15 protein-coding genes are annotated in these 17,107 nt (G+C 70.7%); 8 read left to right on the forward strand and 7 right to left on the reverse strand.

Annotation, left to right across the window (positions count from 1 at the left end; all coding sequences use genetic code 11):
- Position 1: 1 nt before the first annotated feature.
- Positions 2–661 carry an NADPH-dependent F420 reductase gene (locus tag ACWDR4_RS37770; RefSeq protein WP_450415240.1) on the reverse strand — a complete coding sequence of 220 codons (660 nt, stop codon included), beginning with the start codon at positions 659–661 and terminating at the stop codon, positions 2–4.
- 52 nt (positions 662–713) lie between these two features.
- Here ACWDR4_RS37770 and ACWDR4_RS37775 point away from each other — a divergent pair, with 52 nt between their 5' ends.
- Positions 714–1,079 (forward strand): winged helix-turn-helix transcriptional regulator, encoded by a 366-nt coding sequence (locus ACWDR4_RS37775; protein WP_450415241.1) that lies wholly within the window; start codon positions 714–716, stop codon positions 1,077–1,079.
- Here the strand turns inward: ACWDR4_RS37775 and ACWDR4_RS37780 are convergent.
- Positions 1,061–2,752, reverse strand: a complete 1,692-nt coding sequence (locus tag ACWDR4_RS37780) for an RNA polymerase sigma factor (protein WP_450415242.1) — start codon at positions 2,750–2,752, stop codon at positions 1,061–1,063. The genes ACWDR4_RS37775 and ACWDR4_RS37780 overlap by 19 nt on opposite strands.
- A gap of 305 nt (positions 2,753–3,057) precedes the next feature.
- On the opposite strand from ACWDR4_RS37780, the gene ACWDR4_RS37785 reads away from it, so the two are divergent.
- Positions 3,058–4,242: a serine hydrolase domain-containing protein gene (locus tag ACWDR4_RS37785; protein WP_450415243.1), complete on the forward strand. Its 1,185-nt coding sequence runs from the start codon at positions 3,058–3,060 to the stop codon at positions 4,240–4,242.
- Here the strand turns inward: ACWDR4_RS37785 and ACWDR4_RS37790 are convergent.
- Both ACWDR4_RS37790 and ACWDR4_RS37795 read right to left on the reverse strand, forming a co-directional pair.
- Positions 4,232–4,759: a hypothetical protein gene (locus ACWDR4_RS37790; protein ID WP_450415245.1), complete on the reverse strand. Its 528-nt coding sequence runs from the start codon at positions 4,757–4,759 to the stop codon at positions 4,232–4,234. The two genes, ACWDR4_RS37785 and ACWDR4_RS37790, sit on opposite strands and share 11 nt — an antisense overlap.
- An 81-nt stretch (positions 4,760–4,840) precedes the next feature.
- On the reverse strand, positions 4,841–5,440 hold the full coding sequence (locus ACWDR4_RS37795) for an acyl-CoA-like ligand-binding transcription factor (RefSeq protein WP_450415246.1): 600 nt from the start codon (positions 5,438–5,440) through the stop codon (positions 4,841–4,843).
- Between the two features lie 414 nt (positions 5,441–5,854).
- Between ACWDR4_RS37795 and ACWDR4_RS37800 the strand changes: the two genes are divergently transcribed.
- Positions 5,855–7,387, forward strand: coding sequence for an MFS transporter (locus ACWDR4_RS37800; RefSeq protein ID WP_450415247.1), 1,533 nt, complete (start codon positions 5,855–5,857; stop codon positions 7,385–7,387).
- 112 nt (positions 7,388–7,499) lie between these two features.
- On the opposite strand, the gene ACWDR4_RS37805 is transcribed toward ACWDR4_RS37800, so the two are convergent.
- Entirely contained in the window at positions 7,500–8,450 is a 951-nt protein-coding gene (locus ACWDR4_RS37805; RefSeq protein WP_450415248.1) for an alpha/beta hydrolase, read from the reverse strand.
- A 144-nt stretch (positions 8,451–8,594) separates the two neighbouring features.
- Here ACWDR4_RS37805 and ACWDR4_RS37810 point away from each other — a divergent pair, with 144 nt between their 5' ends.
- The gene (locus tag ACWDR4_RS37810) at positions 8,595–9,551 is read left to right on the forward strand and encodes a LacI family DNA-binding transcriptional regulator (RefSeq protein WP_450415249.1); all 957 of its coding nucleotides are present in this window, start codon (positions 8,595–8,597) and stop codon (positions 9,549–9,551) included.
- A 112-nt stretch (positions 9,552–9,663) separates the two neighbouring features.
- Here the strand turns inward: ACWDR4_RS37810 and ACWDR4_RS37815 are convergent, their stop codons facing one another.
- Complete coding sequence (locus ACWDR4_RS37815) at positions 9,664–10,854, reverse strand: polyamine ABC transporter substrate-binding protein (RefSeq protein WP_450415250.1); 1,191 nt, start codon at positions 10,852–10,854, stop codon at positions 9,664–9,666.
- 252 nt (positions 10,855–11,106) lie between these two features.
- Positions 11,107–12,546 (reverse strand): gamma-aminobutyraldehyde dehydrogenase, encoded by a 1,440-nt coding sequence (locus tag ACWDR4_RS37820; protein ID WP_450415251.1) that lies wholly within the window; start codon positions 12,544–12,546, stop codon positions 11,107–11,109.
- Positions 12,547–12,773: 227 nt separating this feature from the next.
- Here ACWDR4_RS37820 and ACWDR4_RS37825 point away from each other — a divergent pair, with 227 nt between their 5' ends.
- The 4 genes from ACWDR4_RS37825 to ACWDR4_RS37840 all read left to right on the forward strand — a co-directional run bounded on the left by ACWDR4_RS37825 (position 12,774) and on the right by ACWDR4_RS37840 (position 17,048).
- A complete protein-coding gene (locus ACWDR4_RS37825) occupies positions 12,774–13,304 on the forward strand; it encodes an Lrp/AsnC family transcriptional regulator (protein WP_450415252.1) in 531 nt (176 codons plus the stop codon).
- Positions 13,289–14,689 (forward strand): aspartate aminotransferase family protein, encoded by a 1,401-nt coding sequence (locus ACWDR4_RS37830; RefSeq protein WP_450415253.1) that lies wholly within the window; start codon positions 13,289–13,291, stop codon positions 14,687–14,689. Before ACWDR4_RS37825 ends, ACWDR4_RS37830 begins: the two co-directional genes overlap by 16 nt.
- Before the next feature lie 191 nt (positions 14,690–14,880).
- Entirely contained in the window at positions 14,881–15,699 is an 819-nt protein-coding gene (locus ACWDR4_RS37835) for an ABC transporter ATP-binding protein (protein WP_450415254.1), read from the forward strand.
- Positions 15,681–17,048, forward strand: a complete 1,368-nt coding sequence (locus tag ACWDR4_RS37840; RefSeq protein WP_450415256.1) for a hypothetical protein — start codon at positions 15,681–15,683, stop codon at positions 17,046–17,048. Before ACWDR4_RS37835 ends, ACWDR4_RS37840 begins: the two co-directional genes overlap by 19 nt.
- Positions 17,049–17,107 lie beyond the last annotated feature (59 nt).

Raw genomic sequence — 17,107 nt, forward strand, 5'->3', positions numbered from 1 at the left:
GTCAGGCGGGCCCGCCCGCGAACTCCCGTGGCGGCGTGATCGCCTGAGCATCCGCCCCCTCCCCCACCCACAGCCCGATCAGCAGCGCCGCCGTCGCCTCCAGCAGGGCCGCCCGGTCCAGGCTTCCGGCGCTCAGCGGCTCGCAGCCCAGGTCGCGGACGAGCTGTCGTACGACGGACAGCGCGTGTTCGTCGTCGCCGGCAAGGGGGACGGCGAGGGGGCGGCCGTCGAAGACCGGCGGGGTCAGACGCCAGACGTCCTCGTGGCAGAGGTTGAAGGCCTTGACCACGTGGGCGGCGGGGGCGGCGGACGCGATGCGCCGGGCCGCCGAGGGGCCGTCCGCCGTCAGCAGGACGAAGCCCGGACCCACCGGATTGGTGCAGTCGATCAACACCCGCCCGCGCAACGGGACTTCGAGCGCGGCGACCGTCTCCGCCGCCAACGGGTAGGGCAGCGCGAGGAGTACGGCGTCGGTGCCGTGTTCCGCCGCCTGCAGCAAGTCGCCGCTGCCGACGGCACCGACGCGGTGGGCGAGCGCCGCCGCGCGTTCGGCGTTCCGGCCACCGACGAAGACCTCGTGACCGGCCCGCGCCCACTGCGTGCCCAGGGCGTCCGCCATTCCTCCCGTACCGAGGATTCCGATTCGCCGTGTCGTTCTCATGCTCGTTCTCATCTGCCTGACGGTAGAAGGCCGTTCGGGCACCATTCGGTACGTGGCCACCGACACCGAACCGCCCTTCCTCGCCGACTGCCGGGCGCGGCTCGCCTTCGATCTGCTGGGCAACACCTGGAACGCGGTGGTGGTGTGGGCGCTGCGCCACGAGCCCGTGCGCCATGGGGAGTTGAGGGACCGGATCGGCGGCATCAGCCAGAAGGTGCTGACCGAGACGCTGCGGCGGCTGGAGTTCAACGGGCTCGTCCGACGGCGGGCGTACGACGGCTCGCCACCGCGCGTGGAGTACGAACTCACCGGCCTGGGACGGTCGTTGCTCGCCCCGGTCGAGGCCTTCGGCGTGTGGGCCTTCGAGCACGGTGACGAGGTCATGGAGGCACAGGAGAACTACACGCGGGACGCCTGAGCGACGGTCGCCGGGTCGGTCGGGATGGACCGGGTGACGTACTGCGGAACCGGGGTGTCGTCCCCGCCGGTGTCGCGGACCAGGCCGTAGCGGGTGGCGCCTTCGGGGGGTCCGCTGGTCACGTCCTGCTCCACCTTGTCCCAGGTCGTGGGGAAGACGTTGAGGCCGTAGTCGGCGCCGCGTTCGTTGACGGTGAGGGTGACGCTGCCGTCGACGTAGAAGTACTCGTTCTGCCACATCTGCTGGGTGCCGGTGGGCAGGACGGTGTAGCCGGTGGTCGCGTTGCCCATGCCGGTGGCGGTGGTGTCGGTGGTGCTGACGCTGTCGTCCATGCGGCGGCCACCGCCCGAGGCCACGTGGAAGAGCTTGCCCTTCAGGGCGGTCCAGGTCGGCATGACCAGGCTGCCGGACCGGTACTGCGGTGAGATCTGCCAGCGGACGAGGACATAGCCCTTGCCGGTGAGCGTCACGCTGTCCCCGCGATGGTTCATGGTGGCGTGCGCGCCGCCGGTGCTGGTGATCCCGGACTCGGTCCGGTGCGGGAGGACGGCGGGCCGGGCGTTCGGGTCGGGGGCCGTGTCGACGGCGTCGACGACCGTGCCGTACGCGTCGGTCTTGGGCCGGGTCGCGGACGGGGAGGGCGAAGGAGTGGCCGAGGGCGAGGGTGAGGGGGACGCCGACGGGGACCGGGGCGGGGAGGCGGTGGGGGCCTCGGGCGACTGGGCGCGGGCCGTGGGAGCCGCGATGGCCGGCGGCGGGTCCTCCGGGGCCTGCGTCACGACGTACGCGCCCCCCGCGACGATCGTCGCCCCGGCGCTCAGGGCGACGGCCGGCTTGGCCAGGGCGCCGAGCACCTTGCCCGACCAGCCGACGGAAGCGGCGGCGGTGGCTGCTGCGGCCGTCTTGCCGCCGAAGGCCAGCGACAGGGTGAAGCCCACGGGGAGCGGGACGAGGGCGATGCCGACGAGGAGCCGTTCCGCCGGTACGACGACCGCCTCGCCGGGGCTCGCGCAGTACGCGCACCCCCTGATGTGCCGGGCCAGCCGCTTCCGCCAGACGGAGTCCGGGTCGCCGTCCCAGCGGGCGGTCAGTTCGCGCAGGTCGGGGCAGGCGCCGTCGAGCGCCCGGACGATTCCGCGCGAGGCCTCCAGGCGCTCCTTCATCCGCTGGACGCGTACGGCGGCGTGCTGCCGGCTGATACCGACGGCCGCCGCCAGCTCACGCCGGGTGAGTTCGCCCGCGACCTCCAGCCACCACAGCGACAGCAACTGCCGGTCCTCGTCGTCGAGCCAGCGCACCGCCTCCGCGACCTCGCGCCGCTGCCCCTCCAACTGGAGCCGCAGCACCGTGAGTTCGGCGAAGTCGGCGGCTCCGCCGGCGGTCTCGTCGCGCAGGGTGTCGGTCGTACGGCGGCGTGCGCGGTCCCGGATCTGGCGCATCGCGATCGCGACGAGCCACGACCGGAAGCTGTCGGGGTCGCGCAGCGAGCCGAGGTTGTCGACGGCCCGGAGCATGGTCTCCTGCACGACGTCGTCGACGTCCGCGTGACCGTTCAGGGCCCGGCCGACGATGTTGTAGACCAGCGGCAGCCAGCCCGCGACCAGCTCGTCCAGCGCCCGCCGGTCACCGGCCTGCGCCGCAGCGATGGTGGAACTCCACTGGCGCCCGTCCACGAAAGCCCTTTCTCGTACGTATGTGCACCTTACGTCGCCCTATTGCACACCAGCCCCACACCCCGGTGACACACCAGGTCGCCCGGGGAGACGGATCGGGGGCGCCTCCGATAACAGTTTTTTGCCTCCCGCAGAGGCGGGCCGGGACACGGCCCCTAGGTGCGATCCCCTACAACTTCCGTACGGGGTAACCCAGTTGGCCTCGGGCCGACACCGGGGTCGACGTCATCCTCGGTGACGATCCGCGCCACCCCTCATGGATCAAGGATGTGAACACCGACACCAGCCGCCTCCAGGAGCAGCCGATGACCACACGCACCCGCACCGCCTTACGCACCACAGCTCTCGCCACCGCCCTCACCCTCGCCCTGGCGGCCGGCCCGCTGGCCGCACCCGTGCTCGCCACCTCCGCGCCTGCGACCGCTACCACCACCACGACCGCGCACGTCAAGGGCCCCGACGCCAAGGCCCTGCGAGCCGCGATCGCCGGGCTGCCGAACGCGGACGCGACCGCCGCACTCGTACGGGTCGGTGGCAGAGGCCCGGACTGGCACGGCAGTGCGGGGGTGCACGACCTCGTGAGCGGGCGGGCGGCGGACCCGGACGGGCGTTTCCGGGCCGGGTCGACGACCAAGGTGGTCACGGCGGCGGTCGTGCTGCAGCTCGCGGCGGAGGGTCATGTGGACCTCGGCCGGCCGGCCCGGCACTATCTGCCGGACCTGATCCCGGCCGCGTACAAAGACGTGACCGTGCGCCAACTGCTCAACCACACCAGCGGAATTCCGGCCCCCGACTTCCCCGGCGACACCTTCGAGGAGGTGTACGCCCACCGCTTCGACATCCACACGGCCCGCGAGATGGTCGCCTCGGCCACCGCGAAGAAGCCCGAGTTCGCGCCGGGCACCGGGCAGCACTACCTCAACATCGGCTACACCGTCCTCGAGGTGCTGATCGAGCGGGTCACCGGGCACGCGTACGAGCGGGAGGCGGCCCGCCGGATCTTCGGGCCGCTGGGGATGCGGGACACGTATCTCCCGGGCACCGACCCGGAGATCAGGGGGCCGCACAACCACGGCTACCAGGCCGTGCCGCGCACGGACGGGACGACGGAACTGCGCGATGTGACGGTGTGGGGTGCCACGGACAGCGGGGCGGCGGGGGCCATGATCTCCACGACGGCGGACCTGGAGCGGCTGCTGACCGCCCTGTTCCGTGGCCGGGTCGTGCCCGAGCGGCAGCTGGCGGAGATGTTCACCCTGCCCGCCGGTGTCCCCGGGGCCACGATGAGCGCGGGCCTCCAGCGGCATGTCACCGACGACGGCACGGAGGTGTGGGGGAAGTCGGGCGGTCGCTGGGGCTACAACACGATCGTCGCCGCCACCCGCGACCTGTCCCGCACGCTCGTCTACTCGGTCAACTCGACCGACGCGAAGGGCTACGACATGAACCCCGTCGCCGCACGCATCATCGATGCCGCGTTCAGACGGTGACGGCCGCCGTGGCCGGGGGCGCCGGGCTGAGCGCCTCCAGCCGCTTGATCCGCTTCCGTACGGCGTACAGCGGGATCACCCCGAACACCCCGAACGAGATGTCGATGACCGTCCACCAGAAGGGGATTCCCCGGATCGGCCCGCAGATCAGCGCGAGCGGAACGATCCCGGCACAGGCGATCATCCCGAACTCGACGACCCAGATGTTGCGTACGGGGTCGCGGTAGGGCCCGTAGAAGGCAACCGCGATGACGAGGTGGGCGAAGGCGAGCCAGTCCGTGCCGTAGAGGACGAAGGGGTAACGCTCGTCGGTGGCGTCGAGACCGTCACGGACGCGCGCGACCCAGTCCATCAGCCCCGGCAGATGCTCGGGGACGGACAGGGCCCGCAACAGGCTCTCGGTCCAGCGCAGTTCGTGCACGAGGGGGAAGGCGGTGGCACCGCTGAGCACCAGACAGACGACGAAGAGGACCAACCAGGCGCGGATGCCCTTGAGAAGGGCGGCTCTGTCGCTCATGGAGGGAGCATACGCTTGAATTGAACACGTTCAAAAGAACTGCCACCGCGTGAAACCGGCCTGCCGTTCAGATCATGCAGATCATGCCGACGGGGGCACCAGGGCCGCGAATGCCTCGTCGAGGAGGGCGTCGAGGTCGGGGCCGCCGTCGGAGGAGGTCCAGTGGTCGACGGCGATGTTCAGGGCGTCCACCGCGGCGGCGGCACGCACCAGCGGGCGCAGTGCCGTGGGCCCGGACGAGCCGGCGCGCTCGGCGAGGGCCGCGGCGATGACGGGCCGCCAGCCGGCCTGCTTCTCCTGGCTGCGCGCGCACAGCGCGGGCGTCTCCATGATCAGACGGGACATCACCAGCGCACCGGCCGGATCCCGGCGATGGGGTTCCAGGACGACGGCGAGCGCGTGCCGCAGCGCCGTCCAGTCGTCCTCGTCGGCCGGGCGGGCGCGCAGCGCGTCGGCGATCGTCTCGCCCTGCGCGTCGACGGCACCGAGGACGGCGTCCTCCTTGGTCCCGAAGTAGCGCAGGAAGGTGGAGCGGGACACGCCTGCGGCAGCGGCCAGGTCATTGACGGTGACCTTGTCGAACCCCTCGGACCGGAACAGCTCGAAGGCCACCTGGGCCAGCTCCGCCCGTACGGCGGCCCGTGCGATGTCCCTCGTATTCGTGCGCACTGTTGCACTCACCCCCGATGACCTCCGGTCGCTCTTCTGACACCAAGTCTCGATCATACCCGGCCGTCGCCGACACTCCGAGTTCACCACATGCGTACCCCGAATCAATTCGGACGGGTGCGGCGAGAAAAGCGATTTGAAAACCCAGGAAAAGTGTGATCGAAGGCAGGCCGCACTCACCCGTGCCCACACCTCGACCGAAAAGGCAAATCGACGTCCGAGCAGATCAGGAGGCCTGTTGCACGGGATCCGGCGAGAATGTCAAGCGCGAGAATGACCACATCACATTCCCCCTCTTCCGTGGCCTCGCCGGAATGGAGGAGGTGCTACGGTCGCATTTCTCCATTCCCACGGATCAGCGGGCCGTTTCCCCATCCGAAGCTCTCGGGAATGCTGTCGCCCTCACACTCCCTCTGGAGTTCTCGCATGCCTTCCGACAGCGCGACTGTCACCCCCTCGGTCCACACCGGCGCGGATACCGGCGCCCCCGGTGGCCCACACCGTCTGGGGCTCGCCCTCGTCGTGATCGCCGCGGCCCAGCTGATGCTGATCCTCGACGCCACGATCACGAACATCGCCCTGCCCGCCATCCAGACAGAACTCGACGTGTCCGACGCGAACCTCGCCTGGATCGTCAACTCCTACGCCCTGGCCTTCGGCGGACTGCTGCTGCTCGGCGGCCGGGCCGGCGACCTCTACGGGCGGCGCCGGGTCTTCCAGATCGGCATCGCCGTCTTCACCGTGGCCTCCCTGCTCGGCGGCCTCGCCCAGAACGAGGGCGTGCTGATCCTCGCCCGCGTCCTCCAGGGCGTCGGCGCGGCACTCGCGGCGCCCAGCGCGCTGGCCCTGATCACCACCACGTTCCCCGCCGGCAAGGAACGCAACAAGGCCATGGGGGTCTACGCGGCCATGGCCGGCATCGGCGCCACCGTCGGCCTGCTCCTCGGCGGTGTGCTCACCGACACCCTGGACTGGCGCTGGGTGTTCTTCGTCAACATCCCCATCGGCGTGGCCGTCCTGGCCGGCACCCGGCTGCTCGTCGAGGCCGAACGCCACCCCGGCCGCCTGGACGTGCCCGGCGCGGTCACCGGCACCGGCGGTCTGATCTCCCTGGTGTACGGCATCACCCGCGGCGGCGAGCACGGCTGGACCAACGGCCTCACGCTGGCGTCCTTCGCGCTGGCCGCCGTACTGCTGGCCGTCTTCCTGGTGGGCCAGCGGCGCGCCGCGCACCCGATGATGCCCCTGCAACTGTTCAAGGACCGCACCCGGTCCGGCAGTTACGCCACGATGCTGTTCATCGGCGCCGGGATGATCGCCTTCTTCTACTTCCTCACCCTCTACATGCAGCTCATCCTCGGCTACAGCGCCGTGAAGACCGGCTTCGCCTATCTGCCCTTCAGTCTGGGCATGGGCATCGCGGCCGGCGTCAGCTCCAAGCTCGTCACGCATGTCGCTCCGCGCGTCGTGGCGGCGCCCGGGCTGCTGGTCGCCGGAGGGGGCATGTTCTGGTTCGCCGCCCTCACACCGGACTCCTCCTTCACGGCCCATCTCATGCCGGCGATGTTCGTCACCGCCCTCGGCCTGGGCATGAGCTTCGTCCCGATGACCCTCGGCGCGGTCCACGCCGTGGAGCACCACGAGACGGGCAGCGCCTCCGCACTGCTCAACACCGCCCAGCAGATCGGCGGCGCGCTCGGCCTCGCCGTCCTGTCGACGCTCTCCACCACGGCCGCCGACGACAGGCTCCCCGAGGCGGCCTCCTCCCTCTACCGGGGCCTGGCCACCCAGGACCACGCCCTGACCGCGAAGGCGGGCGAGGCCCTGACCCATGGCTACACCGTGGCCTTCGCCGCCGCGTCGGTCATGTTCCTGGCGGCCCTGGTGATCACCGCGACCGCCATCAACGCGAAGAAGCAGCAGCACGTCGAGGGCGCGGCCCCGGTCCACATGGGCTGACACCGGCCCGCATGGAGCGAGCCGGTCGGCCTTCGGGCCGACCGGCTTCATTCACCGTCCTCAACACGCCGAGGAAGGCCCGAGAAAGGCGCGAGGAAGGCCCGATGAAGAGCTACGCCTCGCCGGGAACCGCCGACGAAGTCGATCCGGTCAGTTGTGCGCCCAGCCAGGCGCGGCTGCGCTCCAGCAGCTCCCGGGCGAGGCGCGAGTCGGGAGCCCATGTCTCGAAACCGTGGGGAGCGCCGGGGACGAGGTCGAAGACGCAGTCCACGCCCGCGCCGCGCAGGCGGTCGGCGTAGGTGCGGCACTCGTCGGTGAACAGGTCGATGTCGCCCACGCTGATCCAGGCCGGTGGCAGTCCGCGCAGGTCGGCGCGGCGGGCCGCGACCGCGTAGTCGGGGGTGCGGAGGCCGCCGGGCTCGGTGCCGAGGTAGGCGCCCCAGCCGAACCGGTTCGCGGCGTTGTTCCACACCCGGTGCTGGACCTGGTCCAGTTCGCGGCGCGTGGCGGTGCGGTCGTCGGCCATCGGGGCGAACAGCCACTGCGCGACCGGCCGGGCACCGCCTGCGTCGTGCAGCCGTTGCACCAGGCAGGCGGCCAGCCCCGCACCGGCGCTGGCACCCCCGACGGCGACGCGTTCCCGGTCGATCCCCAGGGAACCGGCCGCCTTCGCCAACCACTCCCAGGCGGCGAAGGTGTCGTCGAGAGCGGCCGGGAAGGGGTGTTCAGGGGCGAGGCGGTAGTTCGCCGAGACGACGACGATGCCGAGGGCGTGGGCTGTCGCGGAGCAGAAGACCTCGTCCTGCAAGGCGTCGCCGATGACGTATCCACCGCCGTGCACCCACAGCAGTGCCGCCCCCGAACCACCGTCGGCCGGGGTGTACACACGCATGCCCTGGCCTTCGTCGACGATGTCGACGTCGACGCCCCGCACCGGCTCGCCCGGACTGTGCCGACGGGCCAGGGCGCGCACACCGCGCAACACCCACCTCGGGCGGAGCGGCAGTCGCGGCATCCGCGTGACGCCGCGGCGCAGTTCCGGGGCGACCAGGTCGAGCTTCATGGGCACTCTTCCATCTGGTAAATCGTATTACCATGGGTTCGCGGTAGCCTAACCAGCGGGCCCGAGACCGCACAAGACCCGGGACCCGGAGCGGAGTACACCCAAGAGGCCCGCCCACGGCCCGGCGCCCCGAGGAGCGAGCAAGTGAGCGAGTCCCCGCGACAGTCCGCGCGACCTTCCCCGCGCGTGACGGCCAAGGACGTCGCCCGAGCGAGCGGTGTCTCGCAGACGACGGTGAGCTTCGTCCTCAACGGCGCCGCCGGGCACGTCTCGCAGGAGACACGGGAACGGGTCCGGGAGGCCGCCCGCACCCTCGACTACGTCCCCAACGGTTCGGCGCAGGCGCTGCGCAAAGGGGCGTCCCGCATCGTCCTGCTCAACGTCGAAGGGGTGCCCACCGGCAGCGGCCTCGGCAGCTACATCCGCGGCCTCGACGCCGAACTCGCGTCGCACCAGCACGTACTCCTGGTGCTGCACGGCCACCTTTCCTCGCAGGCCCTTTCCGACGTGGCCCAGGCCGTCTCCGCGCGGGCCGTGATCGATCTCGGCGACGCCGGCCACGCGGACGCCCTCGCCACCGGCCTCGGGGCCTCCCTCACCGCGTTCTCCGCACAGGCCGACGTCCCGGTCCAGTACCTCGTCGAGCGGGGCCACCGACACATCGCCACCGTCCTGCCGGACACCGCCGAGCTCCAGACCCTGGCCGGTCTGCGCGAGCGCCTCATGTGGCAGGCCGCTCACACCGCGGGCCTGGCCGACTGCCCGACGCTCGTCCTCCCCGGTGACCCCGAGGCCGCCGGGCAACGGCTACGGACCTTCCGCGCCGAACACCCGGACGTCACCGCCCTCGCCGCCTACAACGACGACCTCGCCCTCGTGACGCTCGCCGCGATGCGCCACCTCGGCCTGCGGGCCCCGCAGGACCTCGCCGTCATCGGCTTCGACGACACCCCGCACGGGGCACTCTTCTCACCGGCGCTGACCACCGTACGGCTGGACGCGGAGTCCCTCGGCCGCATCGCCGCACGCCACGCACTGGGGCTGCCGACAGCTGGCCTCGCCCCCGAACCGGCGCGGGTGATCGTCCGACAGTCCGGATAGCGGCCCGGACGTCGTGGGCGGGCAGTCAGGGAGGGGCGACCGCGCCCGCCGACACCTGGGCCAGAGACAGAGCCAAGAGACAGAGCCATGCGCTGCGGGGCGACCGGCGAGGCTACAACCCCACGATCACGTTCCACCGCTTGGCGAACTCCACCCGCTCCTTCCCGGTGATGTCCCGGGCGATCGCGAGCCGCTTGCGCATGGCGGTGTCGGGGAAGATCAGCGGGTCCTCGGCGAGAGCGGCCGTGTCCTCGTCCTTCGAGGACGCCAGCACGTCCTGTGCGGCCGGTACCGGACAGACGTAGTTGACCCAGGCGGCCAGCTCGGCGGCGACCTCGGGCTGGTAGTAGTAGTCGATCAGCGCTTCCGCGTTCGCCTTGTGCCGCGCCAGATTCGGGATCATCAACGACTCCGCCCACAGCTCGGCGCCCTCCTCCGGGACGACGAAGCGGATGTCCGGGTCGTCCGCCTGAAGCTGGATCACGTCGCCCGAGTACGCCTGACAGGCGAGTACGTCGCCACTGGCCAGGTCCTTGATGTAGTCGTTGCCGGTGAAGCGCCGGATCTGCCCGCTGCGCACCCGCGCCGCGACCTGCTCGCAGACCAGCTCGAAGTCGTCCGCGGTCCACTTCGTGATGTCGACCCCGTTGCCCTGCATGAGCAGCGCGAACGCCTCGTCCAGCCCGGAGAGGAGCGTGACGCGCCCCTTGAGGTCGTCCGCCCAGAGGTCGGAGACGTGCCGGATCTCCCGCCCGACCCTGCGGCGGTTGTACGCGATACCGGTGATCCCCGACTGCCACGGCACGGTGAACTTACGTCCGGGGTCGAAGGCGGGTGAACTGAGCTGTGGATCAAGGTACTTGGTGACGTTCGGCTGCCGGGCACGGTCCATCTCCTGGACCCAGCCCAGCCGGACGAACCGCGCGCACATCCAGTCGCTGATGACGACGAGATCGCGGCCGATGCTCTGGTGGTTCATCAGGGCCGGGCTGATCTTCCCGAAGAACTCGTCGTTGTCGTTGATCTCCTCGACATAGTCGACGGTGATCCCCGTGCGCTTCTCGAACCCCTCCAGCGTGGGCCGCCGCGTCGTGTCCTCGTCGTCGGTGTCGATGTAGAGGGGCCAGTTCGCCCAGGTCAGCCGCTTGTCCCGGGCAGAGAGATCAGCCCCGGCCCGCTCCCCCGGGGCCACATAAGCGGCGGGCACACCACACCCGGCGAGCACCGCACCTCCGCCCACCGCGCCGATCGTACGCAGCACGGACCGGCGGGTGAGGGGCGCGGACACACGGGTCAATGGCACCCGGGCAGCATGCCCGGCACACGTACACCCAGGCAATCGACGCCGTGTCGAGATGTACGGGGCCTCAGCGACACCCTGTCGACCAAGGGGGGTGCGGATTCCGTTGGCAGCGGCGGAGACGCGCCCCCAAGGGGCGCGGGGAACTGCGCGACCAGCCACGACGAACCCGCACCCTCCCCCTCAGGAACCCCTCGTCAACACGCGGCCCCGAACGGAGACCTCCCGCCCGGGGCCGCGTGTCACAGAGAATCCCTAGCCGTCGAGCGACGTCATCACATGCTTGATCCGCGTGTAGTCCTCGAACCCGTACCCCGAGAGGTCCTTGCCGTAGCCGGACTTCTTGAAGCCGCCGTGGGGCATTTCCGCGACCAGCGGGATGTGGGTGTTGATCCACACGCAGCCGAAGTCCAGGACCTTGGACATCCGCATCGCCCGCGCGTGGTCCTTCGTCCACACGGACGAGGCGAGGGCGTAGTCCACGCCGTTGGCCCACTCCACGGCCTGCTTCTCGTCCGTGAAGGACTGGACGGTGATGACCGGGCCGAAGACCTCGTTCTGGATGATCTCGTCGTCCTGCTTCAGGCCCGACACGACGGTCGCGGCGTAGAAGTAGCCCTTCTCACCGACCCGGTGACCGCCCGCCTCGACCTTCGCGTGGGCGGGCAGCCGCTCGATGAACCCGGAGACCTGCTTGAGCTGGTTCGGGTTGTTGAGCGGCCCGTACAGCACGTCCTCGTCGTCCGGCTGCCCGGTCTTCGTCTCGGCGGCGGCCTTCGCGAGCGCGGCGACGAACTCGTCGTGGATGGACTCCTGGACGAGGACGCGCGTGGCCGCCGTACAGTCCTGGCCCGCGTTGAAGTAGCCCGCGACCGAGATGTCCTCGACGGCCTTGGCGATGTCCGTGTCCTCGAAGACGACGACCGGCGCCTTGCCGCCCAGCTCCAGGTGGACACGCTTGAGGTCCTTCGCCGCGGACTCGGCGACCTGCATACCGGCGCGCACGGAACCCGTGATCGACGCCATCGCCGGAGTCGGGTGCTCGACCATGAACCGGCCGGTGTCACGGTCACCGGTGATGACGTTGAAGACACCCTTGGGCAGGATCGCGCCGATGATCTCGGCGATGAGAACCGTGGACGCGGGCGTCGTGTCCGACGGCTTGAGCACCACCGTGTTGCCGGCCGCGAGAGCGGGGGCGAACTTCCATACGGCCATCATCATCGGGTAGTTCCAGGGCGCGACCTGCGCGCAGACCCCGATCGGCTCGCGCCGGACGATCGACGTCATCCCGTCCATGTACTCGCCGGCGGACCGCCCCTCCAGCATCCGGGCGGCACCCGCGAAGAAGCGGATCTGGTCCACCATCGGCGGGATCTCCTCGGACCGGGTGAGCCCGATCGGCTTGCCGGTGTTCTCCACCTCGGCCGCGATCAGGTCCTCGGCGCGCTCCTCGAACGCGTCCGCGATCTTCAGGAGGTACCTCTGCCGCCTGGCCGGCGTCTCGTCGCGCCAGGCGGGGAAAGCGGCGGCAGCCGCCGCCATGGCGGCGTCGACGTCCGGCTGCCCGGACAGCGGCGCGGTCGCGTACGCCTCGCCCGTCACGGGGTTGACCACCTCGGTGGTCCGCCCGTCGGCGGCGTCCCGGAACTCACCATCGATGTAGTTGCGCAGACGACGCAGCTCGGTGCTCACTGCCGGCCCTCCAGGTTCGGTGTCGATTGACTCGGGTCTCGACTGACTCAGGTGTCCATTGGGGACTCAGGTGTCCATTGGTTGAGACACCCACACCCACACCCACCCTAATCCGCAGCCCGACGTTTTCAACACCCTCACTCCCCCATTGGCTGCGAAATCCGCACGCTACTGGCTCATGAACAACGAATTACATCGATCGAGCCTTGCGAAACCGTCGACTCCTCGTGCACAGTGAGCCCGTGGCCAGTCGAAGCGCAGAGCACAAGGACGCACGCGAGCCCAGAACTCGTGAGTCCAGGAACGGCACCCCCCAGTTGGACGCCGTCTCCCTCGCCATCGTCGAACAGCTCCAGGAGGACGGCCGGCGGCCCTACGCGGCGATCGGCAAGGCGGTGGGCCTCTCAGAGGCTGCCGTGCGCCAGCGCGTCCAGAAGCTGCTCGACCAGGGCGTGATGCAGATCGTCGCCGTCACGGACCCGCTCACCGTGGGTTTCCGCAGGCAGGCGATGGTCGGCATCAATGTCGAGGGAGACACGGAGTCGGTGGCGGACGCGCTCACGGCCATGTCGGAAGTCGAGTACGTGGTGATGACCGCGGGCTCCTTCGACCTCCTCGCCGAGATCGTCTGCGAGGACGACGACCATCTGCTGGACGTCATCAACAAACGCATACGGGCCCTGCCCGGCGTGCGCTCCACCGAAAGCTTCGTCTACCTCAAGCTCAAGAAGCAGACCTACATGTGGGGAACCCGATAACCGTGACGACGACCGACAGCCACCACCCCAAGGACCTCAGCCGCACCGCGTACGACCACCTGTGGATGCACTTCACCCGCATGTCCTCGTACGAGAACGCCCCCGTTCCGACGATCGTCCGGGGCGAGGGCACGTACATCTACGACGACAAGGGCCGGCGCTACCTCGACGGCCTCGCGGGCCTGTTCGTGGTCCAGGCCGGACACGGCCGCGTCGAGCTCGCCGAGGCCGCCTTCAAGCAGGCGCAGGAGCTGGCGTTCTTCCCGGTGTGGTCGTACGCCCACCCGAAGGCGGTGGAGCTGGCGGAACGTTTGGCCAACTACGCGCCCGGCGACCTCAACAAGGTCTTCTTCACCACGGGCGGCGGCGAGGCCGTCGAGACCGCCTGGAAGCTCGCCAAGCAGTACTTCAAGCTGACCGGCAAGCCCACCAAGTACAAGGTCATCTCGCGTGCCGTCGCCTACCACGGCACCCCGCAGGGCGCCCTGTCCATCACCGGCCTGCCGGCCCTGAAGGCCCCCTTCGAGCCGCTCGTCCCCGGCGCCCACAAGGTCCCGAACACCAACATCTACCGCGCCCCGCTCTTCGGCGACGACCCGGAGGCGTACGGCCGCTGGGCCGCCGACCAGATCGAGCAGGAGATCCTCTTCGAGGGCGCGGACACGGTGGCCGCGGTCTTCCTGGAGCCGGTCCAGAACGCGGGCGGCTGCTTCCCGCCCCCGCCCGGCTACTTCCAGCGGGTCCGCGAGATCTGCGACCGCCACGACGTCCTGCTCGTCTCCGACGAGGTCATCTGCGCCTTCGGCCGTCTCGGCACGATGTTCGCGTGCGACAAGTTCGACTACGTCCCGGACATGATCACCTGCGCCAAGGGCATGACCTCGGGCTACTCCCCGATCGGCGCGTGCATCATCTCGGACCGCCTCGCGGAGCCCTTCTACAAGGGCGACAACACCTTCCTGCACGGCTACACCTTCGGCGGCCACCCGGTCTCGGCGGCGGTGGGTCTGGCCAACCTGGACCTGTTCGAGCGCGAGGGCCTCAACCAGCACGTCCTGGACAACGAGGGCGCGTTCCGCTCGACCCTGGAGAAGCTGTACGACCTGCCGATCGTCGGCGACGTCCGCGGCAACGGCTTCTTCTACGGCATCGAACTGGTGAAGGACAAGGCGACCAAGGAGTCCTTCGACGCGGAGGAGACGGAACGTATCCTCTACGGCTTCCTGTCCAAGGCCCTCTTCGAGAACGGCCTGTACTGCCGCGCCGACGACCGCGGCGACCCGGTCGTCCAGCTCGCCCCGCCGCTGATCTCCAACCAGGAGACGTTCGACGAGATCGAACAGATCCTGCGCGCGACACTGACGGAGGCGTGGACCAAGTTGTAGCCTCCGGCGGTTCAACAGCTCGTCACGGCCCGGGGTTGCACCCATACAAGTGAGAAGGGTGCACCCCGGGCCGCGTGCTGTCCGGGGTGCACGCCCAGGATCTTTAGCGTGCCTGGTAACCGATCGGCCCTGCTTTCGTTCCCCCGCACGGGGGACTGCAAGGCACAACGGACCAGAACGAGGTGTACGCGATGGTGGCCCCGCCGGACAACGACGTGCTCTGGGCACGCGCCCTGCACTTCCAGCACAACGACGGCTCGCCGGCGCTGAGCGGTGTCTCGCTCGGCGTCCGGGAGGGCGAGATCCTCGCCGTCAGCGGCCCGCGCGGCAGCGGCAAGACGACCCTGCTGCGCTGCCTCTCGGGCCTGGTACGACCGCTGCGGGGCGAGGTCTGGTTCAACAGCGTGCCCGTGCACACGATGGGCCCGGTCACCCGCGAACGGCTGCGCCGCGACCGGTTCGGCTGGATCGACCCGGCCCCCGTCCTCGTACCCGAACTGAACGTCTGGGAGAACGCGGCCCTGCCCCTCATGCTGCGCGGCACCAGCCGCCGACGCGCCAAGACTGCGGCCCTGGAGTGGCTGGAGCGCCTGGACATCGGCGAACTGGCCCGCAAACGCCCGTACGAACTGCGCCAGTCCGAACGCCAGCGCGTCTCGATCGCCCGGGCGCTGGCCCCGGCCCCCACGGTTCTCTTCGCGGACGAACCGACGGCACCCCTGTACCAGGCGGACCGCGCCCACGTCCTCAGAACCCTGACGACAGCGGCCCGCTCACACGGCATCACGGTGATCCTGGCGACCCACGACACGGCGACGGCATCCCTGGCGGACCGCACGGTCTCCCTCCTGGACGGCCGCCACGTGAACACCGTCCACCTGCCCCCGGTCACCGAGAGCGAGAACGGGGGCACTAGCCAGACCAGAGCTGGGAACGGGGCCGGCAGCGGGACCGGTGCCGGTGCCGGGACCGATGCGGAAGGTCGGGCCGCGTGCTCGCTCTCCGTCTAGCCCGCGGCTCCCAGTCGGCCGTCCAGCTGCGCCGTCTGCTGGTGGCAACGGCGTCGGCGGCCACGGGTTTCCTCCTCCTGGGCACCCTGGGGCACGCCCTCGTCCACCAGGACTCCGCCGGCGGCTCGGCCCTGCGGCTGGCCTGGTGCGTGGCCCCCATCGCGGCCACGGTCCACTTCGCGGTGACGGTGGCCCGCACGGACCCCGGCACGCGACCGCGCCCGGGCCTGTCCGCGATCGGCCTGGGCCCGGCCCGCCTGATGGCCGTCTCGGCCACGACAACGGCCCTGTCCTGCACCCTGGGTTCGATGGTGGCCCTCCTGTTCTTCCTCCACCTGCGAGGCGACCTGACGGGCATGCCCTTCGACGGCGCCGCGTCGGACTTCCTGGCCGCCAGCCACCCCCTCCCCCTCCCGGCAGCCCTGACCCTCCTGACCCTGGTACCGGCGGCGGCATCGATCTCGGTCGCACTGACCTTGCGCCCACGGGACACACGCCGCCGCGCACCAGCTGCGGGCACACCCGCCCAAGCCGCGCGCGCACGCACCCAAGCCGCAGGCACACCCGCCCAAGCTGCGGGCAGCAGTGCCGCTGGGGCGGCGCCCGTCCCACAGAGAGACGGCACCCCGCAAGCGCCGGGCAGCGCGACCAACCCCCCAGCCCCCACCCCGGGCACCCCTGAATCCCCGGCCCAGGACCCCGACCCCATCCCCACCGACCCGCACCCCCTCCCCACCCCCAACCCCACCCCCCGAGACCTCCCCTGGGGCATCGCGGTCCTCGCAGCCGGCCTCGCCGTAGAGGCGTACGCCAGCCGCGACACCCACACCCCCGGCCTCACCATCCCCGGCGGAGCCACCGGCAGCCCCGCCGCCGTACTCGCCGGCTGGACCCTCACCGCCCTGGGCCTCGCCCTCGCCGGCCCCGGCCTCACCCACCTCTGCGGACGCCTGCTCCAGGCCGTCCGCCCCGGCGCCCTCCGCCTCCTCGCCGGCCGCGTCCTCATGGCGGAGTCGACCCGCATCGGCCGCCCCCTGGGCGTCGTCTGCGCGGTGGCCTCGGGCGCGTACGCCATGGCCGCCCTGTACGACGCCGACGACCCGTCCCTCGGCCCCCTCACCGCCCTCGGCGCCCTGGTCGTGGCCGGCTGCACCGTCGCCACGCTCCTCACGGCCGCCGCCGAGGCCAGACACTCCCGCGCGGACACCACCGAGGCCCTGCTCCGCCTGGGCGCTCCGGCGACGACCCTGCGTACCGCCGCGGCCCTGCGCGCGGGAGCCCTCCTCGCCCTCTTCACCCCGCTGACCTTCCTGATCGCGGAGCTGGCGGCGCTACCGCTGACCACCTGAACCCCGTACAGAGCCCGTACGGAGCCCGTACGGAGCCGTCCAGAACAACTCGCACCGAA

This window comes from Streptomyces sp. NPDC000878 (assembly GCF_053599695.1).

What these genes read in the sequence shown, in the direction of transcription:
- ACWDR4_RS37770 (WP_450415240.1), bottom strand. Translation starts at nt 661, where the DNA reads ATGAGAACGACACGGCGAATCGGAATCCTCGGTACGGGAGGAATGGCG.
- ACWDR4_RS37785 (WP_450415243.1), top strand. Translation starts at nt 3,058, where the DNA reads ATGACCACACGCACCCGCACCGCCTTACGCACCACAGCTCTCGCCACC.
- ACWDR4_RS37790 (WP_450415245.1), bottom strand. Translation starts at nt 4,759, where the DNA reads ATGAGCGACAGAGCCGCCCTTCTCAAGGGCATCCGCGCCTGGTTGGTC.
- ACWDR4_RS37800 (WP_450415247.1), top strand. Translation starts at nt 5,855, where the DNA reads ATGCCTTCCGACAGCGCGACTGTCACCCCCTCGGTCCACACCGGCGCG.
- ACWDR4_RS37805 (WP_450415248.1), bottom strand. Translation starts at nt 8,450, where the DNA reads ATGAAGCTCGACCTGGTCGCCCCGGAACTGCGCCGCGGCGTCACGCGG.
- ACWDR4_RS37835 (WP_450415254.1), top strand. Translation starts at nt 14,881, where the DNA reads ATGGTGGCCCCGCCGGACAACGACGTGCTCTGGGCACGCGCCCTGCAC.